We start from the raw sequence: 18,392 nt of genomic DNA on the forward strand, positions 1-18,392 counted from the left end.
GTCCTGCTCCGCAGGAACGACGCGCCGACGCTACGCGTCGGTTTCAGTCCCCGCTCCGCGGGGACTGGGCTCGGTCCCTCCGGGACCGGATCCGCTCCGCGGATCGAGTTGGGTTCGTCGATGCGGTGTCCCGATCGCTCCGCGATCGTGCCTCCTCCCCGACTGGCGTAGGCTTTTCAAGTCCAACATGACTGGGGTGAGGGTTAGTTCGGCTAGCCGGAGCGGCAGTGGGATCGGTGCCCAGCCCGGTCGAGAATTATTGACACCTCGTCAAGTAAGTGATCTGACATCGAGCAGGGACGGTCCGACCTGTCCGTGCTTCCTTAGCTTCAAACTTTGGAATATTCGAGTTCTGCCTCTCCCCCGCTACCGGAGATGGAGGCAGCTGTTGGCATAGCGTCAATGAAGATCACCGGATAGACGGCGTCCAGCGGGCGGCTCTGCCATTCGGCCATGCCTTCCAGGACTTTGTCGGTGATGGTGGAGATGGTCTGACGAGAGACCTCGGCGCCATAGACCTCGGCCAGGTGGGCCTGGACCTGGTCAGGCCCTTCGCTGCCAGCGAGATGACCATCTCGTCGACGCCGGTCAGCCGCTTCTTGACAATCTTCGGCTCGAAGGAGCCGTCGCGGTCGCGGGGCACGGTTATCTCCACCGGACCGACGTCGGTCAGCGCGGTCTTGGAGCGTTTGCCGTTGCGGGAGTTGCCGCCGTCCTTGCCCGCTGGGTCGTGCTTGTCGTAGCCGAGATGGTCGGTGATCTCGCCCTCCAGGGCGGGCTGCTGCAGGCCCTCGGCCTGGGCCCGGCCCACCAGCTCGTCGATCAGCTGATCGTCCACAGCCTTCACTGACACGGCCTTCGTGGGCTCGACAGCCACAGACTCCGACACGTTCTCACTGGTCATCGATGCATCTTCCATGATCGGGAGTTACACCGAACGTTTTTACAGTCCCCTGCGGCCCGGTGCCGGGAGCACGCACCAGGTCGATGCCATGCTCGGCGAGGGTAGCGGACAGCAACTCCACTTGGCTGAAGGGGAGTTGGCTGGCGTTCAGCTTGGTGCGGGCCTTGGCGAGCCAGGGACCGATCATGACCCGGTCGCCATCGACCTCGATCCACTCTCGAGCGCCAGGAGTGCGTCCCCATCGCGCCACGAAGAGCCCGAGGATCTCGGCTGTCTGCGCGAACGTGCGCCGCCGGGATGTGCCTGGCCCGCCCGCGGCGTGGTCCAAGGTGACGCGGTCGGGAGTGAGTCCGATGCAAGCGAGCAGGTCGCGCTGGCCAGGGGCAAGGTCGAGCCAGGTCGTGAACTGGCGGTGCAGCCAGCTGCCCGCCTTCACCGAGTGAATCACCGTGTCGCGGCGCAGCGTGCTGGGGTGGTTGCCGGCTTCGAGGTGACAGCGCAGCAGGTGGTACTTGCGATGCCAGTCGGGTCCGTAGGGGAGTTTCCAGTCCGGGTCGAGGGCTGTGAGCTGGGTGTCGCGGTCGGCGTTGAGGCGGTCTTTGCGGGCCAGGGCGCGCTGGTCGACGAGGAATTGGCCTCCGGGTAGTTGGGCGGGGATGGCGAGATGGCCGTGTTCGGTGTGGAAGGCCTCGACGGTGGCCAGGTGGCCCTGCCAGGTGGCTTCGTGGTCGTCCCAGATCATGCCGAGTTCCTCGAGCTCGGCGATCCATGCCGGATCGAGGGCGCCTGCCTGGTAGGCGGTGCGCTGGCCGGTGATGAATTGTCCTAGCCGGTAGCCGTAGGCGTCTTCGTAGTCAGCGGGCACACGCAGGTGGTCGTGTTCGGTCTGGTAGCGAATGGTGGCGGCGAGGCCGGCGCGGCGGGGGGCGGACAGGACGGCGCCGCTGGAGGGCCAGACCAGCAGGTCGAGGGCGCGGGCGATCGCGGTGGGGTCGAGGGTGTGGTCGAAGCGGAAGCGGCGGGTGATGTAGGTGTGGGAGTCGCGGGCGGGGTGTTGGTTCTTGGCCCGTGGGGCGCGGGCGGCGATGGTCTGGTCGTGGTGGCGCAGGGCGGCGGTGACCAGCCAGAGAGCCTCGTAGGGGGTGCCGAGGAGGTCGGTGGGGTCCGCGCCGGGCGGGATGTAGGCGGGGATGACGAGGCTGGCCGTCTTCGTCTTGAGGGTAGGGGGTTTGCGCAGGGCGCGGCCGAGGGCTTGGACGATGCGGCGGACGCTGGCGGTGCGGTCGGCGAAGACGACTCCGTCGACGGCCGGCAGGTCGACGCCTTCGCCAAGGATCTTGGCGTTGGCCAGTACTCCCCGCTCGGCGTCGGTGAAGCGGGCGATGGTGTCGGCGCGCCGGTGGGGGCTGTGGGTGCCGTCGATGGACTGCACGACGGTCTCGCCCGCCCAGTCGGGGCGCAGTTCGTCGGGGAGGGTGCGCAGGGTGTGGGCGAACTGGCGGGCGAAGTCGGTGGCGTCGGCGATCTGCTGGAAGTAGACGAATACGTGCCGCAGGTCCTGCTCGCGCATCGCTTTGAGGATGGCCAGGTGCAGGGCGGTGGTGCGGCGCGCGGTGGGCCCGGCTTGCGGATCGGTGAGTGCGGTGCGCAGTTCGGTGTCGGTGACGGTGGGGACGACGAGTTGGTAGTCAGCCAGGACGCCGTCGTCGATGGCGTCGGCGTGGGAGTAGGTGTGCAGGCGGGGACCGAAGATCTTCGCTTGGTCCATGGTCGCCAGCAGGGCCGGGTCGTCCCAGGCGGGTGCGGTGGCGGTGGTGCGCTTGGGTTGCGCCCTGGTGGTGGGGGGCTCGGTCAGGCGGGGGGCTTCCCACACGTACGGGGTGGCGGTGAGGTAGAGGCGGCGCTCGGCAGGGATGCGCTCGTTGTCGTGGAGCGCGGTCCAGTTCTTCTCCCAGGTGCCGGCCGTGGCGTGGGCTTCGTCCACGATCAGCAGGCCGAAGAGGGGGGCGGGGAAGATCGCGGAGTGCTGGGCCTCTTCGATCTTGGACAGCGAGTCGTAGGTGAAGAACACCGTTGCCTTGGGGTGGCGGGCGAGCCAGTAGGCCAGGTACTCCCCCGCGTTGGCCGAGTCGACCTCGGCCTCGGCGAGGAGCGGGTGGGAGGCGGCGCGCAGCGAGGAGACGGTGATCATCGGCTCGCGGCGGCCGTCCGCGCGGGCGGCCGCCGCCCACTGTGCGACCAGGTCCAGGCTGGGCACCGCCACGGCCAGGTGCCGCACGCCGAGTTCCTCGGCTACGCGCAGTGCGAAGAGGGTCTTGCCTGTGCCGCAGGCCGAGACGGCGTGCCCGCGGGTGCGCGGGCGGCGCAGGTGGCGGACCGTGTTGGCGAGGCCCTCCTGCTGGTCCGTGCGCAGGACCAGACGCCCGGTGTGTTCTGTGGCGGTGGGGCTGGCGGTCATCGCGCGGTTCCTCGGTATACGTGAGGGGCTGGCTCGCTTCATTCTCGCGTACAGCAGGGGTGCGGCGCAGTGTCTCTGCTCTGGCGGGGGCGCGCTGAGAGCCATGCGCGCCCCGTGATCGGTGTTGTCGGTTGCGGATAGTGGGCGATTGCTCGGGGTCGGGCTTTCTCCGCTTGGTTTCAGGCAGCCCGGCGGAAGGCTGTCTTGCGTGCCGTGGGCAGGCGCAGAAGGTCTTGCAGGGGCGTGCCGTGTTCGGCCCACCGGCGCAGGCGGTCCCGGTCGACCCAGTGCACATGGTGGCGTTCGCCCCATGTTTTGGCGTCCCGGGTGAAGGAGCCGTTGGTGACCACGACTGCGGTATCGGCTCCGTGCGCGGGGCCTGCGGTTCCTTTGACCTGGTACATCACTGATGAGCCGACCTTGCCGGCGACGGTGGTGTGCTTGGCCTGCAGGACGATCCTGCCGCGTTGGCGGTCTTCGCCGATGACGTCTGCGGCCTGGTCTCCTTGTCGGCCGACCTGCCGTGCGTTCCAGCCGTCCCGGAGGAGCAGGTCACGCAGTGCGAATTCGAAGGCTCGGTCGTCCATGGCGTCGAGTTGTGCGAGCGTGATCCGGAGCCGGGCCAGCGTCTCGGCCCGCATCTTCCGGGCCCGTACTTCACGGATGAACCGCCAGGCTGCGTAGCCGAGGGCGAGAGCTGCGAGGAGGGCGAGCCATGGCCAGATACGGACGGCTGCCTGCCACGTGGCTGTGGCGATCTTGGCCAGCAGCCAGAGTGCGGCGCAGGCGACGGCCGCGGCGGCGGCCTGTTCCCTGCCGCCTCGGGGTGGACGCAGCCGGGGCGAGCGGCGGGGCATCAGCGGCCCACGCTTGCTGACACTGATGGTGTAGGGGTTTGCGGCGTTGTCGGGGATGCCTCTCCGAAGCCGATGAGCTGGCTCCATAGCCACACCACCGCAACCAGCCCTGCGATCGACCAGCCGCTCAGTTTCTTTGCGCTGGGGCCGGGGTTGCGCCGGTAATGACTTCGCACCCTGTGGTAGCCCTCGTTCGGCTTCGCCACTGCTTCCTCCTCCGTAGTGTCAGGCCGTCAACTGCGGTCTGATCTATGGGAATTGGTGTAGCAGTGGGCACTGACAAATCCGCCGGTTTGATCAGTGCAGGCCATGGCGCTGCCTCGAAATCGCGCCGTGAGGCGGGTATGCGTCCGGCGGTGTTCGAATGTGGGGGGGCAGCAGTCCTCGGGCCTGCGGAAACCCCTGTCATGCAGGCCGGGCTGACGTGTGTTGGTACGGCTCAGGTGGCTGGATGCAGGTGTTCATGCTGCCCAGCGCTCTGTTTCCGTCGCTTCGATCACATGCAGAATTGGCAGGAAGCGGTTCGTGTTCGATGTGTTGCGTCTGGGAGACGCGAGTCGGCTGCTTCTGGGGATGTGCGGCTCTGGCGCGCCGGGAGCCGCGTGGAGGCTGCCTTCTCGGCTGGGGCCGAGGGGTGTGAGGGCAGCCCCGACGGCTTGTGGTCACGGCTGGGGTCGATGGCGGGGTGAAGATCGGCAGGTGCCCGTGGCCTGGGGGGTGCTGTGTTCTGGTCGGGGGAGGGCCGTGGAGAGTCTGGCGTCCTGCCGTGCGGTCACTCGGCGGATTCGGTCAGGTGTGTGAGGGTGGAGCCGTCGATGTGCTTGGAGATGTGCAGGCGCTGGGTGATGCGGCGGCGCAGTTCGGGGACGTGGCTGATGAGTCCGACGGTGCGGTCGTGGGCGCGCAGGGAGTCCAGGACGTCGAGGACCTGGTGGAGGGTGTCTTCGTCGAGGGTGCCGAAGCCTTCGTCGATGAAGAGGGTGTCCAGTGCCTGGCCGCCGGCTTCGGCGGTGACGATGTCGGCCAGGCCCAGGGCTAGGGCCAGGGAGACGTAGAAGGATTCGCCGCCGGAGAGGGTGTCGGTGTGGCGTTTGTGTCCGCTCCAGGCGTCGAGGACCTTGAGGTCCAGGCCTGATTTGGCGCCTCGGGCGGCTCTGTCGTCGGAGTGGACGAGGGTGAAGCGGTGGTGGGACATGCGTGACAGGCGGGTGTTGGCGGCGTCGACGACGTCTTCGAGACGGGCTGCCAGTACGTAGGACTCCAGTTGCATGCGGAGCTGGTTGCTGGTTGAACCGCCGCTGACGAGGCCGTGGAGGTGATCGACGGTGCGATAGGCGTCCTCGAGGGGTTCCAGGCGCTGGATCTGGGTTTCCAGCTGCCCGGTGAGGGTGGCCAGGGCGGTTGCGCGCTCGGCGGCCTGGGTGGCGAGGGCTGCCGTGCGGGAGTGGGTCGTGGTGGCGGTGTTCAGCTCGGTGACGGCGTGCTCAAGGTCGGCCGGCGGCTGGGCGTTGGCTGCCTGCAGTTCGGGTTCGGCGAGCCGGGCGGTCAGGACGAGGCACTGTTCACGCCACTGGGTGATCTGGCTGTCGATCGCGGTGAGTTCGTCGTCGGGCAGGCGGGCGGCGACGGCGTCGGCCGGGGAGGCGAAGCCTGCCGCAAGCGCTGCCTGCTCCGCGAGAGCGGTGGCGTTGCGTCGGTCTGCGGCGGTTGTTGCCACGGTGGCCGAGCACGCGGCGGCGGCCTCGAGCCGGCCGGCGTTCTGGGTGAGGTGAGTGATGCGGTCGGTGAGGGTGGCGTGTCCGTTGAGGGCGGCCGCGAGGCGGTGGGTGAGCTCTTCGCGCTGGGTGTGCAGGCTGTCGTAGGTGGCGTCGGCGGCGCCCAGGCGTGCGGTTGCGGTGTTGCGGGTGTGCTCGGTGTCGGCCTGTTCTTTTTCCAGGAGGGCGAGTTGTTCGCCGGCCGGTCCGGCGTCGGCTGCCTGGGAGAGGGCGTCGGCGAGGCGTTGTGCGAGGTCGGTGCGGTGGGCGGTGAGGTCGGCGAGGGGGGTGTCGCCGCCGGCTTCACCGCGGGCCGTGGCGGCCTTTTCGTTCAGCTGGGCCAGGGCCTCTTTGGCCTTGTTCTCGCTCTGCTGGGCGCGGGTGTGGGCGGCTTCGACGGCCTGTTCGTCGGCGGCGGTGGGCTGGCCTGGCTGGGCGGTGGCTGGTGCGGGATGGGTGGGGGAACCGCATACGGGGCAGTCTTCGCCGTCCACGAGCCGGCCGGCGAGTTCGGCGACGATGCCGTCCGTGCGTCGGCGCCGGATGTCGACGTACGTTTGCGCGGCTTGCTCGGAGTCCCTCTCGGCCCGGCTGAGGGTTGTACGGGCGCCGCTGACCTGCTGGTCGAGTGCGTCACGGCGCCTGGCGGCTTCCAGCTGCTTCTCGACGAGGTTGAGGGTGGGGGTGAGTTCGCGGCCGGTCTCCTGCGCGCTGCGGGCGGCTTCCAAGCGTGCGGCAAGGTCGGCGCGGCGTTGCGGGAGGGCGTTGAGCCATTCCTGGGCGTCGGTGAGGGTTTCGGTGAGCTGCTGGCGCTCGCGGTCGAGCGTGGCCAGTTCTGCCGTGTGGCGCTGGAGGGTGGCCTCCTCGGGCAAGAGTGCCTGGGCGGCGCCGGTGTCGGCGTGCAGTTGCTGCGCGGCGTGGGTGAGGCCGGCGGTGTCGAGGGATGCGTGTTCGGGCGGCAGGAGGGCGCGGGCGCGGCTGTCGTCGTCCCGGGCCCGGGTGTGCTCGAGGTCGGCGGTGTGTGCCGTCTCCAGGACGGATTGCAGTTGTTGGGCTTTCGCGGCGCGGTCGCGGCGTTCCGCGAGGTCGTCGTGGTGGGCGGCCTGCTCATGGAGCAGGCCGAGATCGTGTGCGGTGGTGCGGTGGGCCTGTTGGAGACGGTGGAGGTCGCGGACGGCCTGTTCTGCCAGGCGGGCTTCCCCCAACTGCTGTGCGGCGGTCTCGGTGTCGGTGTCGGCGGCGTCCTGGCGGGTGAGAGCCTGGCGGTGCAGAGCGCCGGCCCAGGCGCGGGCGGGTGCGGTGAGGGTGGCCGGGTCGTCGGCCCGGGGGGCGCCCTGGGCCGGTTCGAGGTCGTCGCCGGCTGCCTGCTGGATGCGTTCGGCCAGGCGCAGGACGTCGGCACGGGCCTCGTCGCGCGTCTTGGCGGTAAGGGTTTTGCGGGTGGCGAGGAACTCTTCGATGAGGCCGAAGCGGCGGGTGCCGAAGAGAGTGCCGAGCAGGACCCGGCGTTCGGATGCGTCGGCGCGCAGGAACTTGGTGAACTCGTTCTGCGGGAGCAGGACGACCTGGCAGAACTGCTGCCGGGTCAAGCGCAGGAGGGACCTGATTTCCTCTCCGGCTTCCTTGTGGGACTTGATGACGCCTTCCCACCGGCCGTGCCCGTGTTCGTCGAGGACCCACTGGTGCAGGTAGGTCTCGGCCTTCTGGTCGACGAGCTCTGCGCTGTTGCGCAGGTGGGGCCGCTTCTGGGCGGGGATCCTGCGGATCTGCAGGCGCTTGCCGGCCAGGGTCACTTCCAGGGTCACTTCGGTCAGCAGGTCCGCAGGAGCGTGGTCGCTGCGCAGCCGCATGTTGCGTTCGTGCGGCGGCAGGCCGTAGAGGGCGAAGCAGATGGCGGCGAACAGGGTGCTCTTGCCGGCGCCGGTGTCACCGTGCAGGAGGAACAGGCCGTCGGCGGACAGGGCGTCGAAGTCGACGGTGTGCCGGCGGGCGAAGGGACCGAAGGCCTGCAGGCGCAGGGAGTGCAGACGCATGTCAGACGGTTTCCTTCTCCTGGGCGCGCACGCGCATGTCGTCGACGGCCTCTTGCAGGAGGCCTGCCTCTGCGGGGGTGGGTGGGGTGCCGCGCACGGCGGTGATGAAGTCGTGGGTGATGTCGAGGTCGCCGCGGCCGCGTAGCCGTTCGCGGTAGGTGGGGGTGTCGGTGGCCTGTGCCGGGATGCCGGTGGGCAGGTGCCGCATGTCCAGCGTGTGGCGGAAGCGCTGTTTGAGGCGTGCCATCGCCTCGTACGGCAGGGCGGTGTCGGTGAGGGTGACCTGCAGCCAGGCTTCGCTGAGCGGTTCGTGTGCGGGGTCGGTCAGCAGGTCCTCGATGCGGCCGGTCAGCCGGGCCAGCGGCAGGTGGAGATCGGCCGGGATGTCGTGGCGGGTGACCGTGGGGGCGCCGTCGGCCGGCAGGTCGGCCAGGGTGAGGGATTTGGTGTGGTTGGTCTCGGAGAAGGAGTAGGCCAGCGGGGAGCCGCTGTAGTGGATGCGGGCGTTCACGCTCTGCGGGCGGTGGAGATGTCCCAGAGCGGTGTAGTCGATGCCGTCGAAGAGGTCGGCGCCGGCGTGGGCGATGCCGCCGACGCTGATGTCGCGTTCGCTGCTGCTGGTGGTGGCGCCGGTGATGAAGGCGTGGGCGAGGACGACGGAGCGGGTGCCCGGGCGGGTGGCGAGGTCGGCGCGGATGCGGTCCAGTGCGGAGGTGAGAACGGCCTCGTGGGAGGCGGTCTCGGCGTCCAGCTGGGTGCGTACCAGAGCGGGCTCGAGGTAGGGCACTCCGTAGACGGCGACGGGGCCGTGCTCGTCGTCGAGGAGGACGGGGCGGCCGGCGTCGGCGGGGTTGGTGCGCAGGTGGACGCCGGCTTTGGCGTACAGGCCGGAGCCGGTTCCGAGGCGGTGGGCGGAATCGTGGTTCCCGCTGATCATGATGGTGGGGATGCCGAGGTCGGCGAGCTGGTGCAGAGCCCGGTCGAACAGGCGTACCGCGTCCAGGCTCGGAATGGCACGGTCGTAGATGTCGCCCGCGATGAGCAGGGCGTCCACCTTCTGAGTGCGGGCGGTGGCGCAGATGTGGTCCAGGACCATGCGCTGGCGGTCGATCAGATCTTCCCCGTGGAACCGGCAGCCGAGATGCCAGTCCGAGGTGTGCAGGAACCTCATGGGCACAGACCGTAACCAGAGTGGTGGGAGCTACGGGCGATTTTCCCGATAAACGGTCTTGTTTCGGAGGCTTGGGGACACGCGAGGGAAAGGTTTCTTCGCCTGCACCGCCGGGTGGCGGAGCCGGACGCGGCTCACAGGGTGATTGTCAGTGGCAGGAGGCAAGATAAGCAGTGGGGGAAGGAGGATGTGATGTCGTTATCGCGTTCTGCCAGGACCGAGCACACTGTGGCGCCCGGGGGCTGCCGGTGGTGCGGAATCGAAGCCCGCGCGCACGCGCGGCAATGGACTGCGGAGGCCGGATGGCACGCCTGGACGGCGCCGACCAACGAGCAGCGCAAGGAGCGCATGCTGCAGCGGCGAACGCAGCAGCAGGTCAGCAGGCGAGGGCCTGCACCTCGGTGAAGATGTCCCGTAGCTGCTGGGGGACCTCCTCTGGCGTGGCGAGCATGGACACCAGTGCGTAGAGCATGTCGGCCTTGCCATTGGGGCTGCTCTCTGCGGCCTGCTGTTTGATCATGTAGAGGATGCGCTCGCTGAACTTGCCGCCCCGGTGCTCCGTGAAGTCGTCGGCGCTCCAGGGCCGGCCCTCGGGGCGGGGCCAGTGGGCGTTGGCGGCGGCCGCCCACTGAAGGTCGCTGAAGAGCTCCTCCAGCTCGTTGTAGCCCTCGCCCTCGCCGACGTAGGAGACCTGCTTGGTGAGGTCGAGGCCGGCTCTGACGAGTTTCTCGGTCTTGAAGTGCTTATTTGTGCGGCTGTCGGCGTCGACCATCAGCATGACGGTGCGGTGGTGCTTGACGAGGTAGCCCGCAAGGTGGAGTGCTCCTTCGTTGTTGTCGCAGGCCCACAAGGCGATGCCGGCCGCCTGCAGGGGCAGTCCCTGCGAGAGGCGGAAGAGCAGGGGCACGCACTGCTGCTCGGTGGGGCCTTCGACTGCCAGGAAGCAGCGTTCGTGCAGCAGGACGGAGTTGCGCAGCCCCACCGCGGCGGCGATCTGTCCGAGGTGGAAGTCGATGCCGTCGTGGGTGTCGTCGTCGAGGCGCTCGACGAGGGTGCGGCCGCTGTCACTGAGCTTGAGGTGGACAACGTCGGCGATGTCGACGCCGTCGATGAGGTTCATCGAGTGGGTGGCGACGATGACGCTGACGTGGGGCAGGGCGCACTGCTTGCGGATGATGTCCATGACGGTGCGCTGGTGGCGGTAGTCGAGGTGGGTGTCGGGCTCGTCGTAGACGACGATGGTCTGGGTGGGCTGCGGCTCGTCCTGCTCCCCCGTCGCGGCGAGTTCACTGCTTTCGAGGAGGCTGCTGGTCCACTCCCACACGGCGAGGGCGATGCGCCGGGTGCTGCCCTGGCCCGAGCGGGTCAGGTCCACGGGCTCGCCGTCGGCCTTGGAGACCTCCAGCGGCGCCCTTTTGAAGCCGCTCTTGAAGGAGACCTCGGGCTTGACCTCCACGCCGACGAACTCGCGGCAGTGCTGGCGGATGTGCCGGCACAGGGAGTCCGCTTCCTTCTCCAGCCGCTGCGTGATCTCCTTCTCGATGTCCCGGACCTGCCCCTGGAGGGCCTCGTCCTCCAGGTGGGTCTCGTAGCAGCTGCTCAACGCGGTGCGCACCGCGTCGTCCGGGCTCTCGTCCTTGCCGCCGAACGCCAGCAGCCGCGGCAGACGTGCCTCGAGGTCTTTCGGCAGCGGCTGCCACTCGTCGATCTGCGGGACGGTCGTGGCGTGTGCGGTGAGCGCGGCCAGCAGGTCTTCCTTCAGCGTGCCCGACGGGACGAGGCCGAACTCGGCGACCAGTTCGGTCAGATCCTTCTTCATCAGCCGGCCCAGGCCGTGCAGGCGGCTGTCGGCGGGCTGCGATCCGAAGAACTCCCAGCACGCCGCCTCGCCGGCCCTCGAGCGGCGCCGGATACGGAGCTCGGCCGGTAACGGGGCCGCTGCGGCCTGCTCGGCGGCGTCCAGACGGAAGACGCCCTCCACCCAAGTCTCCGCGCAGCGCTGTCCCTTGACGCCCTCGTCCTGCTGGTAGGTGCGGTCCTCGTCCGTCAGACGGTGTTCGCCCAGCAGGAAGGCCAGCGCGGCCAGGACCGCGCTCTTGCCGCCGTCGTTGCGGCCGGCCAGGATCGTCGGGCTGCTGACCGGGACGTCCTGTACATGGGTCAGCGAGCGGAACCCGCACGCGGAGAAGCGGATGAGGTGCACGGTCGAGCTGCTCCGTATCTCCCCGCTCCGCCGGGCGACGGGCAGGGGTGTGGCGTGCGGGCGTTACGCGTGCGGATGAGGCACCTGAGCACTCATCGCAGGCAGTCATCCTAGAGGGACGCAAAGCAACGGCTCGCCCTTTTGCGCCAGTTAGGGTCTGGCCGGGGCAAGGCAGGACTCTCCGCGCCGGGGCCGGAACGCCGCATCCCGCAGAAGCCGGGTGCTGCACCGGCACGGCCTCGCGGCGTACGTCTTGACCAGCGCGGACCGGAACAGCACGGTCCTGCGGCCGGGAGCCGGGAGCGGAGGATCGAGACCCGGGACGTCGCAGCCGCCATGGCGGAGCACTTCGCCGAGGGCGTCACGGCCAATCGAGCCTCGTCTCGGATTCCAGGAGCAGTCATCCGCGTGAACGAGCGGCGTTACGCCGCCCGCCCATCCCCCAAATGCTCGTCTTGACGTTCTGTCAATTTTGTCAACTTCGATACACGGAGGAATATTTGAGGCTAATCTTTTGAGGTCTGATCTGAGGTGGTACGACGTGAGCGACATACATCCGGCGCAGCCGGGGATGCTGGTGGTGGCCCGCGAGTTCCGCGGCATGACACAAGCCGACGTGGCTGAGGCGATGGTGAAGGCCTCCGGCGGTGACGCGGCGGTGTCGCAGGGGTACGTGAGCCGCGCTGAGAGCGGCCGGCTGGCGGTCTCCGGAGAGCGGCTGGAGCTTTATGCGGCGGCGCTGGGGTATCCACCGGAGCTGCTGTGTCTGGATCCGCAGGTGCATGGGGTCGGCGTGGGGCTCGTCCACCACCGCAAGCGTGCGTCGTTGACCGTCTCCGCCCTTCGGCGCCAACATGCCCATCTCGCCCTGACACGGGTTCAGTTGCAGGGGATCGCCGCGTGCCGACCCGGTCTCGGCGTGCGGGCCGCGGCCATTCCCGCTGTCGCACTCGACGCCCTGACCACCGCCAAGGATGCAGCCCGGCAGGTCCGCAAGGCGTGGGGCATGCCGCCGGGCCCGGCGGCGGACCTCACCGCATCCCTGGAGACGGCCGGAGTTCTGGTGGTCGCGCGTGATCTGGGCAGCGGCCGGCTCGATGCGGTCAGCCAGTGGGACGGCACGCAGCCGCCGCTCATCCTGGCCAACCACCACGCGCCCGCAGACCGCTACCGCTTCAGCCTGGCACACGAGCTGGGGCACCTGGTCCTGCACCAGTCCCCCGGCGACAGCGCCATACAGGAGCGGCAAGCCGACGAATTCGCCGCCGAGCTCCTCATGCCCGCGCGTGACATCCGCTCCGCCTTCACGCCCCGCGTCGACCTGGAACTGCTGGCCCGGCTGAAGCGGGAGTGGAAGGTGTCGATGGCCGCGCTGCTGCGCCGGGCGCAGAGTCTGAACATCGTCACGGATTGGCAGTACCGCAGCGTGATGGTGGAGATGTCCGCGCTGGGCTACCGCACGGCCGAACCGGTCGAGATAGACCGGGAGCGGCCCCGATACGTCCCCGGGCTGATCCGCTCCGCTCTGGCCGCGGGGATGAGCGAGGAAGAGCTGGCCCGCTGTGCCCGGCTGTTGCCCGAGGACTTCCAGCTGCTGTACGCCCCGCGCGAAGGCGCGACGGTGGATTCCGCTTCGAAGGTGAGGCCATGACTGAGTCGTTCCCCTCCCCCCGCCCGGGCGCCGGCTCCGATCCCGCGGAGCCCCCCGACCCTCCTCACACCCCCGTTGTACCTGTGCAGTTGCGGGGGCGGATGCTGCTGCAGGCCGGAGTGAGCCGCGTCGGCTATATCCGCGAGCAGCTCGATCCGGTGCGCAGCGGGCTCGTCGTCAGCGGTCCCGGGGCGGCGGCGAAGGTCCGCAAACTGCGCGAGGAAGGGTTCACCGGACCGCTGCTCGCGGATCCCGCCGTCTACACCGTGGCGGCGGCCAGCGAGGACGATCCCTTCCCCGACGTCTCGAAAGGCCAGCTGGCCTTCGGCGACCCGCTGCAGCTGTCGATCGAGGAGCAGGTGGGCCATCGTGCCGGCGCGACGGCGGCCATGACGCCCACCGGATACCTGCACGCGGAAGACTCCGACGCCCTCAAGGCCGCCGTCCACCAGGTCCTCAAGCTGGAGGACCCCCACGTCTTCTTCAGTGTTCCCGTGGACGTGGGGTGGCTGCGCGACGACGCTGTCGGGCAGCTGATCGCCTGGCTCAATGTCGTGCCGAACCCCAAGGCGGTCATGCTCGGCGGACAGATGGACCCGCTGGCCGGCTTCTCCCAGGCGGTGGGCAACCTCAAGCGGCTGCTGGCGGAGGTGCCCGGCACGGCGCTGTTGCGTGCCGATCTCGCAGCGTTCGGGGCCCTCGCCCATGGGGCGGTGTTCACCGCCTTCGGCGCCACCAGCAGCGTGCGGCACATCGTGCCGCCCGGCCAGGCCGCCAAGCGGTCCGCAGGCGGACCGAACTCTCCCTCCGTGCTGCTGCCGGAGCTGATGGACTTCTTCCTCGGCGAGACGCTGGCGAAGCGGTTCGCCGCGGGTCTGGCGCCGGTGTGCCGGTGTGCTGCCTGCGACGGGCTCGTGCTGGACGCCTTCGTCGACAATCACTGGCAGGTGCCGGCCGCCGCCCATAACGCCGCGGTGCTGATGGAGTGGCTGCGCACCATGGACGCCGTCGAGCCGGCCGGGCGGCCCGCGTGGTGGCAGCAGTGCTGCCGGCGCGCGGTGGACCGCTACCCGGTCCTCAACGCTGAACTCGACCATCCCGGGTTCAGCGCCTTCAAGGTGCCCGCGCAGTTGCTGCAGTGGGCGCAGGCCCCCGTCGCCTCGCAGACTTCGTCCGCGGCGCATCCGGTGGCGGGAGTGGAGCGCGGTGAGGTGTGACTAGCCGATGCGGTGGTGGAACTCCTCGGTAAAGCACCACGCTGCGGGGGTGTGGCGGCGCGGGATGTAAGGCCGGGGTTCCAGCAGCATGTCCACGCTCTCGCCGTCTGCCGCCAGGACGCCGATGCCGTAGAAGGCGGCTTCCATCAGCATCTCCTCGGCCACCGGTGGAGCGCTGTCCAGCAGCAGAGCGCGCCGGCAGAAGGGGGCGAAACGGCCGGCTTGCTCGAGCCCTCCGCGCCAGCCAGCGGCACTTGCCCGCACCACGGCGAGATCAATGGTGAGCGGCCGCACCGCGCGCCGGGTGACCTCACGGCAATCGACGTCGGCGGCGCCGGCCGGAAGCCGCCGTACCGCCGAACGCAGCCGTGCGGGCAGCGAGGCGAGGGCGACGGGCTCGTCGACGGGCAGCTCCAGAAGAGTCTGCAGCGCATCGAGACTGTCCAGACGGGCCGCTGAGACGCGGGCGCGGCGTGCGCATTCTTCCTCGTCAAGGCGGTAGAACAGCAGCGCCTGGCTGCCCATCAGCTGGAGCAAGACAGACAGCGCGGCAGGATCCAGCACGGCCGCAGAGGCTGCGCGAACCGACGTGCCCACCGACGGGCTGGCCAAGGTCACCATGGCGTTCACCCTGCCTCATCCAACTTCGACCGCACCCGGCGGCCCCGACTATCCCACCCGATGGGGCACGGCCGTCCCGTCCAAACGTTCCAAAATCCCGCCCACTCCCTGCCACAGTGCTACGTCGCCGACCGCACGGTAGAACTACCGCTCTTCCCCTGGCACCAGGGCCTGCGGGCGGCATACCGCGTGGCCAGGTGGGCCACGGCGCAGGTCCCGCACGGCACGGCGGCTCGATGACGGGTATGCGCAGACACCAGCCCACTGCGGACCGCGCACCGTCACCGAGGACTCCTCTCTTCGTCGCAGAGAGTCCAGCAGAACGCCTGAGATCGATCACCTCGGGCAGGCAGCAAGGGCGGCCGGGCCTCCTGCCGGGCAGGAGCCAGACGTGAGAGCGTGCCAGGAACGCGAAAGAGCCCGGATCGTGTAGATCCGGGCATCTTCGGCAGTAGCGGGGACAGGATTTGAACCTGCGACCTCTGGGTTATGAGCCCAGCGAGCTACCGAGCTGCTCCACCCCGCGTCGGTGTCCCCCACCGTACGCCATCCCAGCAGGCGCCGAAGACCACCTTCCGGCGCAGGCCCCTATGCGGCGAAGCCGACGTTGGTGACGTACTCGTACTGGCCCCACTGCGAGCCGAGGTCGACGATCGTGTCCTGCCATGCGGCGTCGAGGCTCTGATGGTCGCCGGCCGCCCAGGAGCCGACGATGCGGTCCCAGCGGCGCACGTTCATCGTCCGGTACTCCAGCACCCGCTGCAGCGGGTGCGGCACCTGGGACTGGTTGAGCGGGTGGATCTCCACCCGGGTGCCGCGTCCGTCGCGGTTGAGGCGCCTGAGGAGATGGCGGGCGACGTAGTGACGGCGCACCGCCCGGTACACCTGGTCGATGCGTTTCAGGTTGGACTTGGAGGGGCGACGGTCTTCCCCCAACCACGCCTTCAGCGTCCGGTGCGTCACTGTCAGCCCTGCGTCCTGGGCGGCCTTCAAGGTCTGGGCCGACTTCGTCAGGTAGTGCAGGCGCGCCATCCAGCCGCGCTTGGCGGTCACGGGAGTGGCGATGCCGCCCGCGAGCTCGTCGAGCTTGCGCGCGACGGCGTCACTGCCCTTGATGCCCCGGGCGCCGAACCTTCCGAAGTCGATGTTCTTCTCCGGCACTACTCCCCCTCGCCTGCGTGCTCAGCGGCGTCGCTTCCGGCGGTGTACGTGTCCTTGACCTTGACCTCGGTAACACCTCGGCCTTCGGCGAAGACACGGCGCCAGTCACCGATGATGTGGAGTTCGTCGGTGCCCATGGCCCGGACGACGGCCAGGCCTTCGTCGTGGGCCTTGAGCGCCTTGAGCCACAGATTGGCGAAGGCCTGGCTGCGGATGAGGTGCATCCAGTCCGGACGGTAGAGCTCCCGGTTGTAGTTCGACTCCCCCATCGTGGAGACGAACTTCGAGTACATCGCCTTCACGTACTCCAGCGTCACCGTATCGCCCTGCTCGATCGCCGTGTCGCGGGCGTCCTTCAGCGCGATGCGGAACTTCTCGAGCAGGTTCTCCGTGGTCCCGGAGGTGTACGACTCGTGGATCTGAGGAGGCGCGCACAGCTGGTGCTTGGGGCCGGACAGGCGCAGCAGGAGGCGCAGCGTCGGCTCGGTGACCCACAGGGGACCGGGCTCGTCCCTCTGGCCGATCGGGTTGGGCAGCACCGCTTCGTGCTCCCACTCGGGCGGGGTGATCAGGTGGACTCCGGAGCGGCGGCGGTCATGGGCCGGGGCGGTGGAGTGCTCGAGCTGGCCCAGGGGGAGGTGCGTCTTGAGGGCGGAGAGGTAAGAGCCGTTGATGTCGAGCGCGGTCACCTCATGCCTGCCGGGCGGGAGTTCGTGACGGGTCCACTTGGGGCGGGCTTCCCAGATCTGGTCCGCGCCGCGCGCGGTCTGCTTCTTGAGGATGTCGGGGATCCAGGGGTGCGCGATCACGTCGTAGCGGGCGCCCTTGCGGGTCTCGTCCAGCAGTCGCATCGCGTCCGGGATCGCCCGCTTCAACAGTGCCGCCGTGGCTGCGTCGACGTCACCCCGGTGCTCGGCAAGAGCGCCCTGCACAGCCTCGCGGATCAGGTCGGCCGGGCCGGACGGCTCCTGGAACGCGTGGCGGGCCGGGCCTTTGGAACGCTCCGTCGCACGCGCCGGACCTGTCGTGCGCCGCGGCGCTTTCGGGGTTTGCGTGGTGGGCTGTCCGGATGGCGGGGCAGCTGGGGCTCCGGTGGCGGTGGGCTGGCAGTCGGCCGGGGCTAGGTGCTGAGCGAACCCCGCCACGCGTTGTCCGGCCGGACGGCCGCACAGCACACAGGGCTCGGGTACGACGAGCAGCTCCACGTCGTCCCCGTCCTCGTCCAGGCAGAGGTCCGGCGAAGACAAGGGGGTGGCGGTCGGGGCCGTGCCTGACGTGACGGGCTGCTCCGCAGCCGACGCCGCCTCGGTCTCGGTCTCGGTCTCGGTCTCGGTGGCGAGCTTGGCGTTCAGTCCGTCCAGCAGGTAGGCGTATTTGGTGCGGATCTCGCCGGCCGGGTCCCGGCCGCTTTCCCATCCGCTGAGGGTCGACGGGCTCACGCCGAGCGCGCGTGCCACCTGCGCCTTGGACAGCCGAGCCCGCTCCCGCAGCTCGCGGCGCACGTGGCAGGGCGGGAGTTCGGCCTGCGGGCCGACGGCGTCGAGCAGCGAGTCGATCGCGTCGAAGTCGCTCACCGGCCCGTCCCCCTCGCTTCGGTCCGCACGGTACGGCGCCGGTCGGCGGGCAGCGCCTCGCACGCTCTGGTCGGACCCGCCAGGAGGTCCAGCGCGCCGATGCCGTAGTGCTCGGCCAGGACGTCGACGTCGCACAGGCTCCAGGAGATGGCGCCCGACTGACGGCGTGACACCTGTGTCTGCGTCAGTCCCAGCACCCCTGCAACCGACCGCTGCGATTCACCCGTTACCTGCATCAAGGCGGCCACCGTCAGCCGCAGCGACTCCTCCAAGCTCAATCCCATATCCCCATCCTATCTGAATCCATGTAACTTTCGCATGCAAGTCGGCTAATTGCTTTCAATCATGCAGAAAAGCTTTGAGATGCTCTGCGGGAGGTGCTGGGGGCTCGTGCTGAAGCCGGGAGGTCATCGATCCTGCCCGCCTCGCTCACGCGGGATCCGGCGGGCCGCGCGCCGGGCTTCGCGTTTCGCCTGGCGCGCCTCTTCCACCGCACGATCGGACAGGCACCGCGGGCACACCAGGTCCACGACACGGCGTCGCAGGGCACGGCGGAGCCGGAGCCCGGGCGGTGGCGGCCACCCACGCCAGTGGCGGCGCACCGTACGCGCGCGGATACCCAAGACCGCGGCGGTTGCTGGCGTAGCCGGCCAGGAGGAACGCCATCTGCGCCCGGTGTCCGGCCGGGAACCGCGCGGCGAGCTCGGCCTGCTCTTCCGGCTAGAGGAAGGCGTCGTGGCGCTCGCAGCGCGGCGTCTTCTTGGTGTTCGGGGCGATGCCCGACGAGC

At 69.4% G+C, this 18,392-nt stretch carries 11 protein-coding genes, 1 tRNA gene and 1 pseudogene; 2 read left to right on the plus strand and 11 right to left on the minus strand.

Annotation, left to right across the window (positions count from 1 at the left end):
• Nucleotides 1–392 precede the first annotated feature (392 nt).
• The 6 genes and pseudogenes from ACFVTC_RS36705 to ACFVTC_RS36730 all read right to left on the minus strand — a co-directional run.
• Nucleotides 393–904: pseudogene (locus ACFVTC_RS36705) on the minus strand (transposase); the annotation flags it as partial.
• On the minus strand, nt 894–3,362 hold the full coding sequence (locus ACFVTC_RS36710; RefSeq protein WP_390133182.1) for a Helicase associated domain protein: 2,469 nt from the start codon (nt 3,360–3,362) through the stop codon (nt 894–896). The pseudogene ACFVTC_RS36705 and the gene ACFVTC_RS36710, both read right to left, overlap by 11 nt.
• 179 nt (nt 3,363–3,541) lie before the next feature.
• Nucleotides 3,542–4,219 (minus strand): restriction endonuclease, encoded by a 678-nt coding sequence (locus ACFVTC_RS36715; RefSeq protein WP_390133376.1) that lies wholly within the window; start codon nt 4,217–4,219, stop codon nt 3,542–3,544.
• A 772-nt stretch (nt 4,220–4,991) separates the two neighbouring features.
• Complete coding sequence (locus ACFVTC_RS36720; RefSeq protein WP_390133184.1) at nt 4,992–8,006, minus strand: AAA family ATPase; 3,015 nt, start codon at nt 8,004–8,006, stop codon at nt 4,992–4,994.
• A 1-nt stretch (nt 8,007) separates the two neighbouring features.
• Nucleotides 8,008–9,177 carry an exonuclease SbcCD subunit D gene (locus tag ACFVTC_RS36725; protein WP_390133186.1) on the minus strand — a complete coding sequence of 390 codons (1,170 nt, stop codon included), beginning with the start codon at nt 9,175–9,177 and terminating at the stop codon, nt 8,008–8,010.
• 376 nt (nt 9,178–9,553) lie between these two features.
• Nucleotides 9,554–11,380 (minus strand): ATP-dependent endonuclease, encoded by a 1,827-nt coding sequence (locus ACFVTC_RS36730; RefSeq protein WP_390133188.1) that lies wholly within the window; start codon nt 11,378–11,380, stop codon nt 9,554–9,556.
• A 541-nt stretch (nt 11,381–11,921) separates the two neighbouring features.
• On the opposite strand from ACFVTC_RS36730, the gene ACFVTC_RS36735 reads away from it, so the two are divergent.
• Complete coding sequence (locus ACFVTC_RS36735; RefSeq protein ID WP_390133190.1) at nt 11,922–13,031, plus strand: ImmA/IrrE family metallo-endopeptidase; 1,110 nt, start codon at nt 11,922–11,924, stop codon at nt 13,029–13,031.
• Nucleotides 13,028–14,248 carry a hypothetical protein gene (locus ACFVTC_RS36740; RefSeq protein ID WP_359439822.1) on the plus strand — a complete coding sequence of 407 codons (1,221 nt, stop codon included), beginning with the start codon at nt 13,028–13,030 and terminating at the stop codon, nt 14,246–14,248. Before ACFVTC_RS36735 ends, ACFVTC_RS36740 begins: the two co-directional genes overlap by 4 nt.
• On the opposite strand, the gene ACFVTC_RS36745 is transcribed toward ACFVTC_RS36740, so the two are convergent.
• The 5 genes from ACFVTC_RS36745 to ACFVTC_RS36765 all read right to left on the minus strand — a co-directional run bounded on the left by ACFVTC_RS36745 (nt 14,249) and on the right by ACFVTC_RS36765 (nt 17,888).
• Nucleotides 14,249–14,878, minus strand: coding sequence for a hypothetical protein (locus ACFVTC_RS36745; protein ID WP_390133193.1), 630 nt, complete (start codon nt 14,876–14,878; stop codon nt 14,249–14,251). It abuts the gene before it with no gap.
• Nucleotides 14,879–15,321: 443 nt separating this feature from the next.
• Nucleotides 15,322–15,395, minus strand: a tRNA-Met gene (locus ACFVTC_RS36750).
• A 62-nt stretch (nt 15,396–15,457) separates the two neighbouring features.
• Complete coding sequence (locus ACFVTC_RS36755; RefSeq protein ID WP_390133195.1) at nt 15,458–16,030, minus strand: transcriptional regulator; 573 nt, start codon at nt 16,028–16,030, stop codon at nt 15,458–15,460.
• Nucleotides 16,030–17,604 carry a helix-turn-helix domain-containing protein gene (locus ACFVTC_RS36760; protein WP_390133197.1) on the minus strand — a complete coding sequence of 525 codons (1,575 nt, stop codon included), beginning with the start codon at nt 17,602–17,604 and terminating at the stop codon, nt 16,030–16,032. The genes ACFVTC_RS36755 and ACFVTC_RS36760 overlap by 1 nt, the downstream gene beginning before the upstream one ends.
• Entirely contained in the window at nt 17,601–17,888 is a 288-nt protein-coding gene (locus ACFVTC_RS36765; protein ID WP_390133199.1) for a helix-turn-helix domain-containing protein, read from the minus strand. Before ACFVTC_RS36765 ends, ACFVTC_RS36760 begins: the two co-directional genes overlap by 4 nt.
• Between the last annotated feature and the right edge of the window lie 504 nt (nt 17,889–18,392).

This window comes from Streptomyces sp. NPDC057950, from assembly GCF_042887295.1.
Taxonomy (GTDB): domain Bacteria; phylum Actinomycetota; class Actinomycetes; order Streptomycetales; family Streptomycetaceae; genus Streptomyces; species Streptomyces kaempferi.

Coding starts and splice junctions, on each gene's coding strand:
- ACFVTC_RS36710 (WP_390133182.1), bottom strand. CDS start 3,362: ATGACCGCCAGCCCCACCGCCACAGAACACACCGGGCGTCTGGTCCTG.
- ACFVTC_RS36720 (WP_390133184.1), bottom strand. CDS start 8,006: ATGCGTCTGCACTCCCTGCGCCTGCAGGCCTTCGGTCCCTTCGCCCGC.
- ACFVTC_RS36725 (WP_390133186.1), bottom strand. CDS start 9,177: ATGAGGTTCCTGCACACCTCGGACTGGCATCTCGGCTGCCGGTTCCAC.
- ACFVTC_RS36715 (WP_390133376.1), bottom strand. CDS start 4,219: ATGCCCCGCCGCTCGCCCCGGCTGCGTCCACCCCGAGGCGGCAGGGAA.
- ACFVTC_RS36740 (WP_359439822.1), top strand. CDS start 13,028: ATGACTGAGTCGTTCCCCTCCCCCCGCCCGGGCGCCGGCTCCGATCCC.
- ACFVTC_RS36765 (WP_390133199.1), bottom strand. CDS start 17,888: ATGGGATTGAGCTTGGAGGAGTCGCTGCGGCTGACGGTGGCCGCCTTG.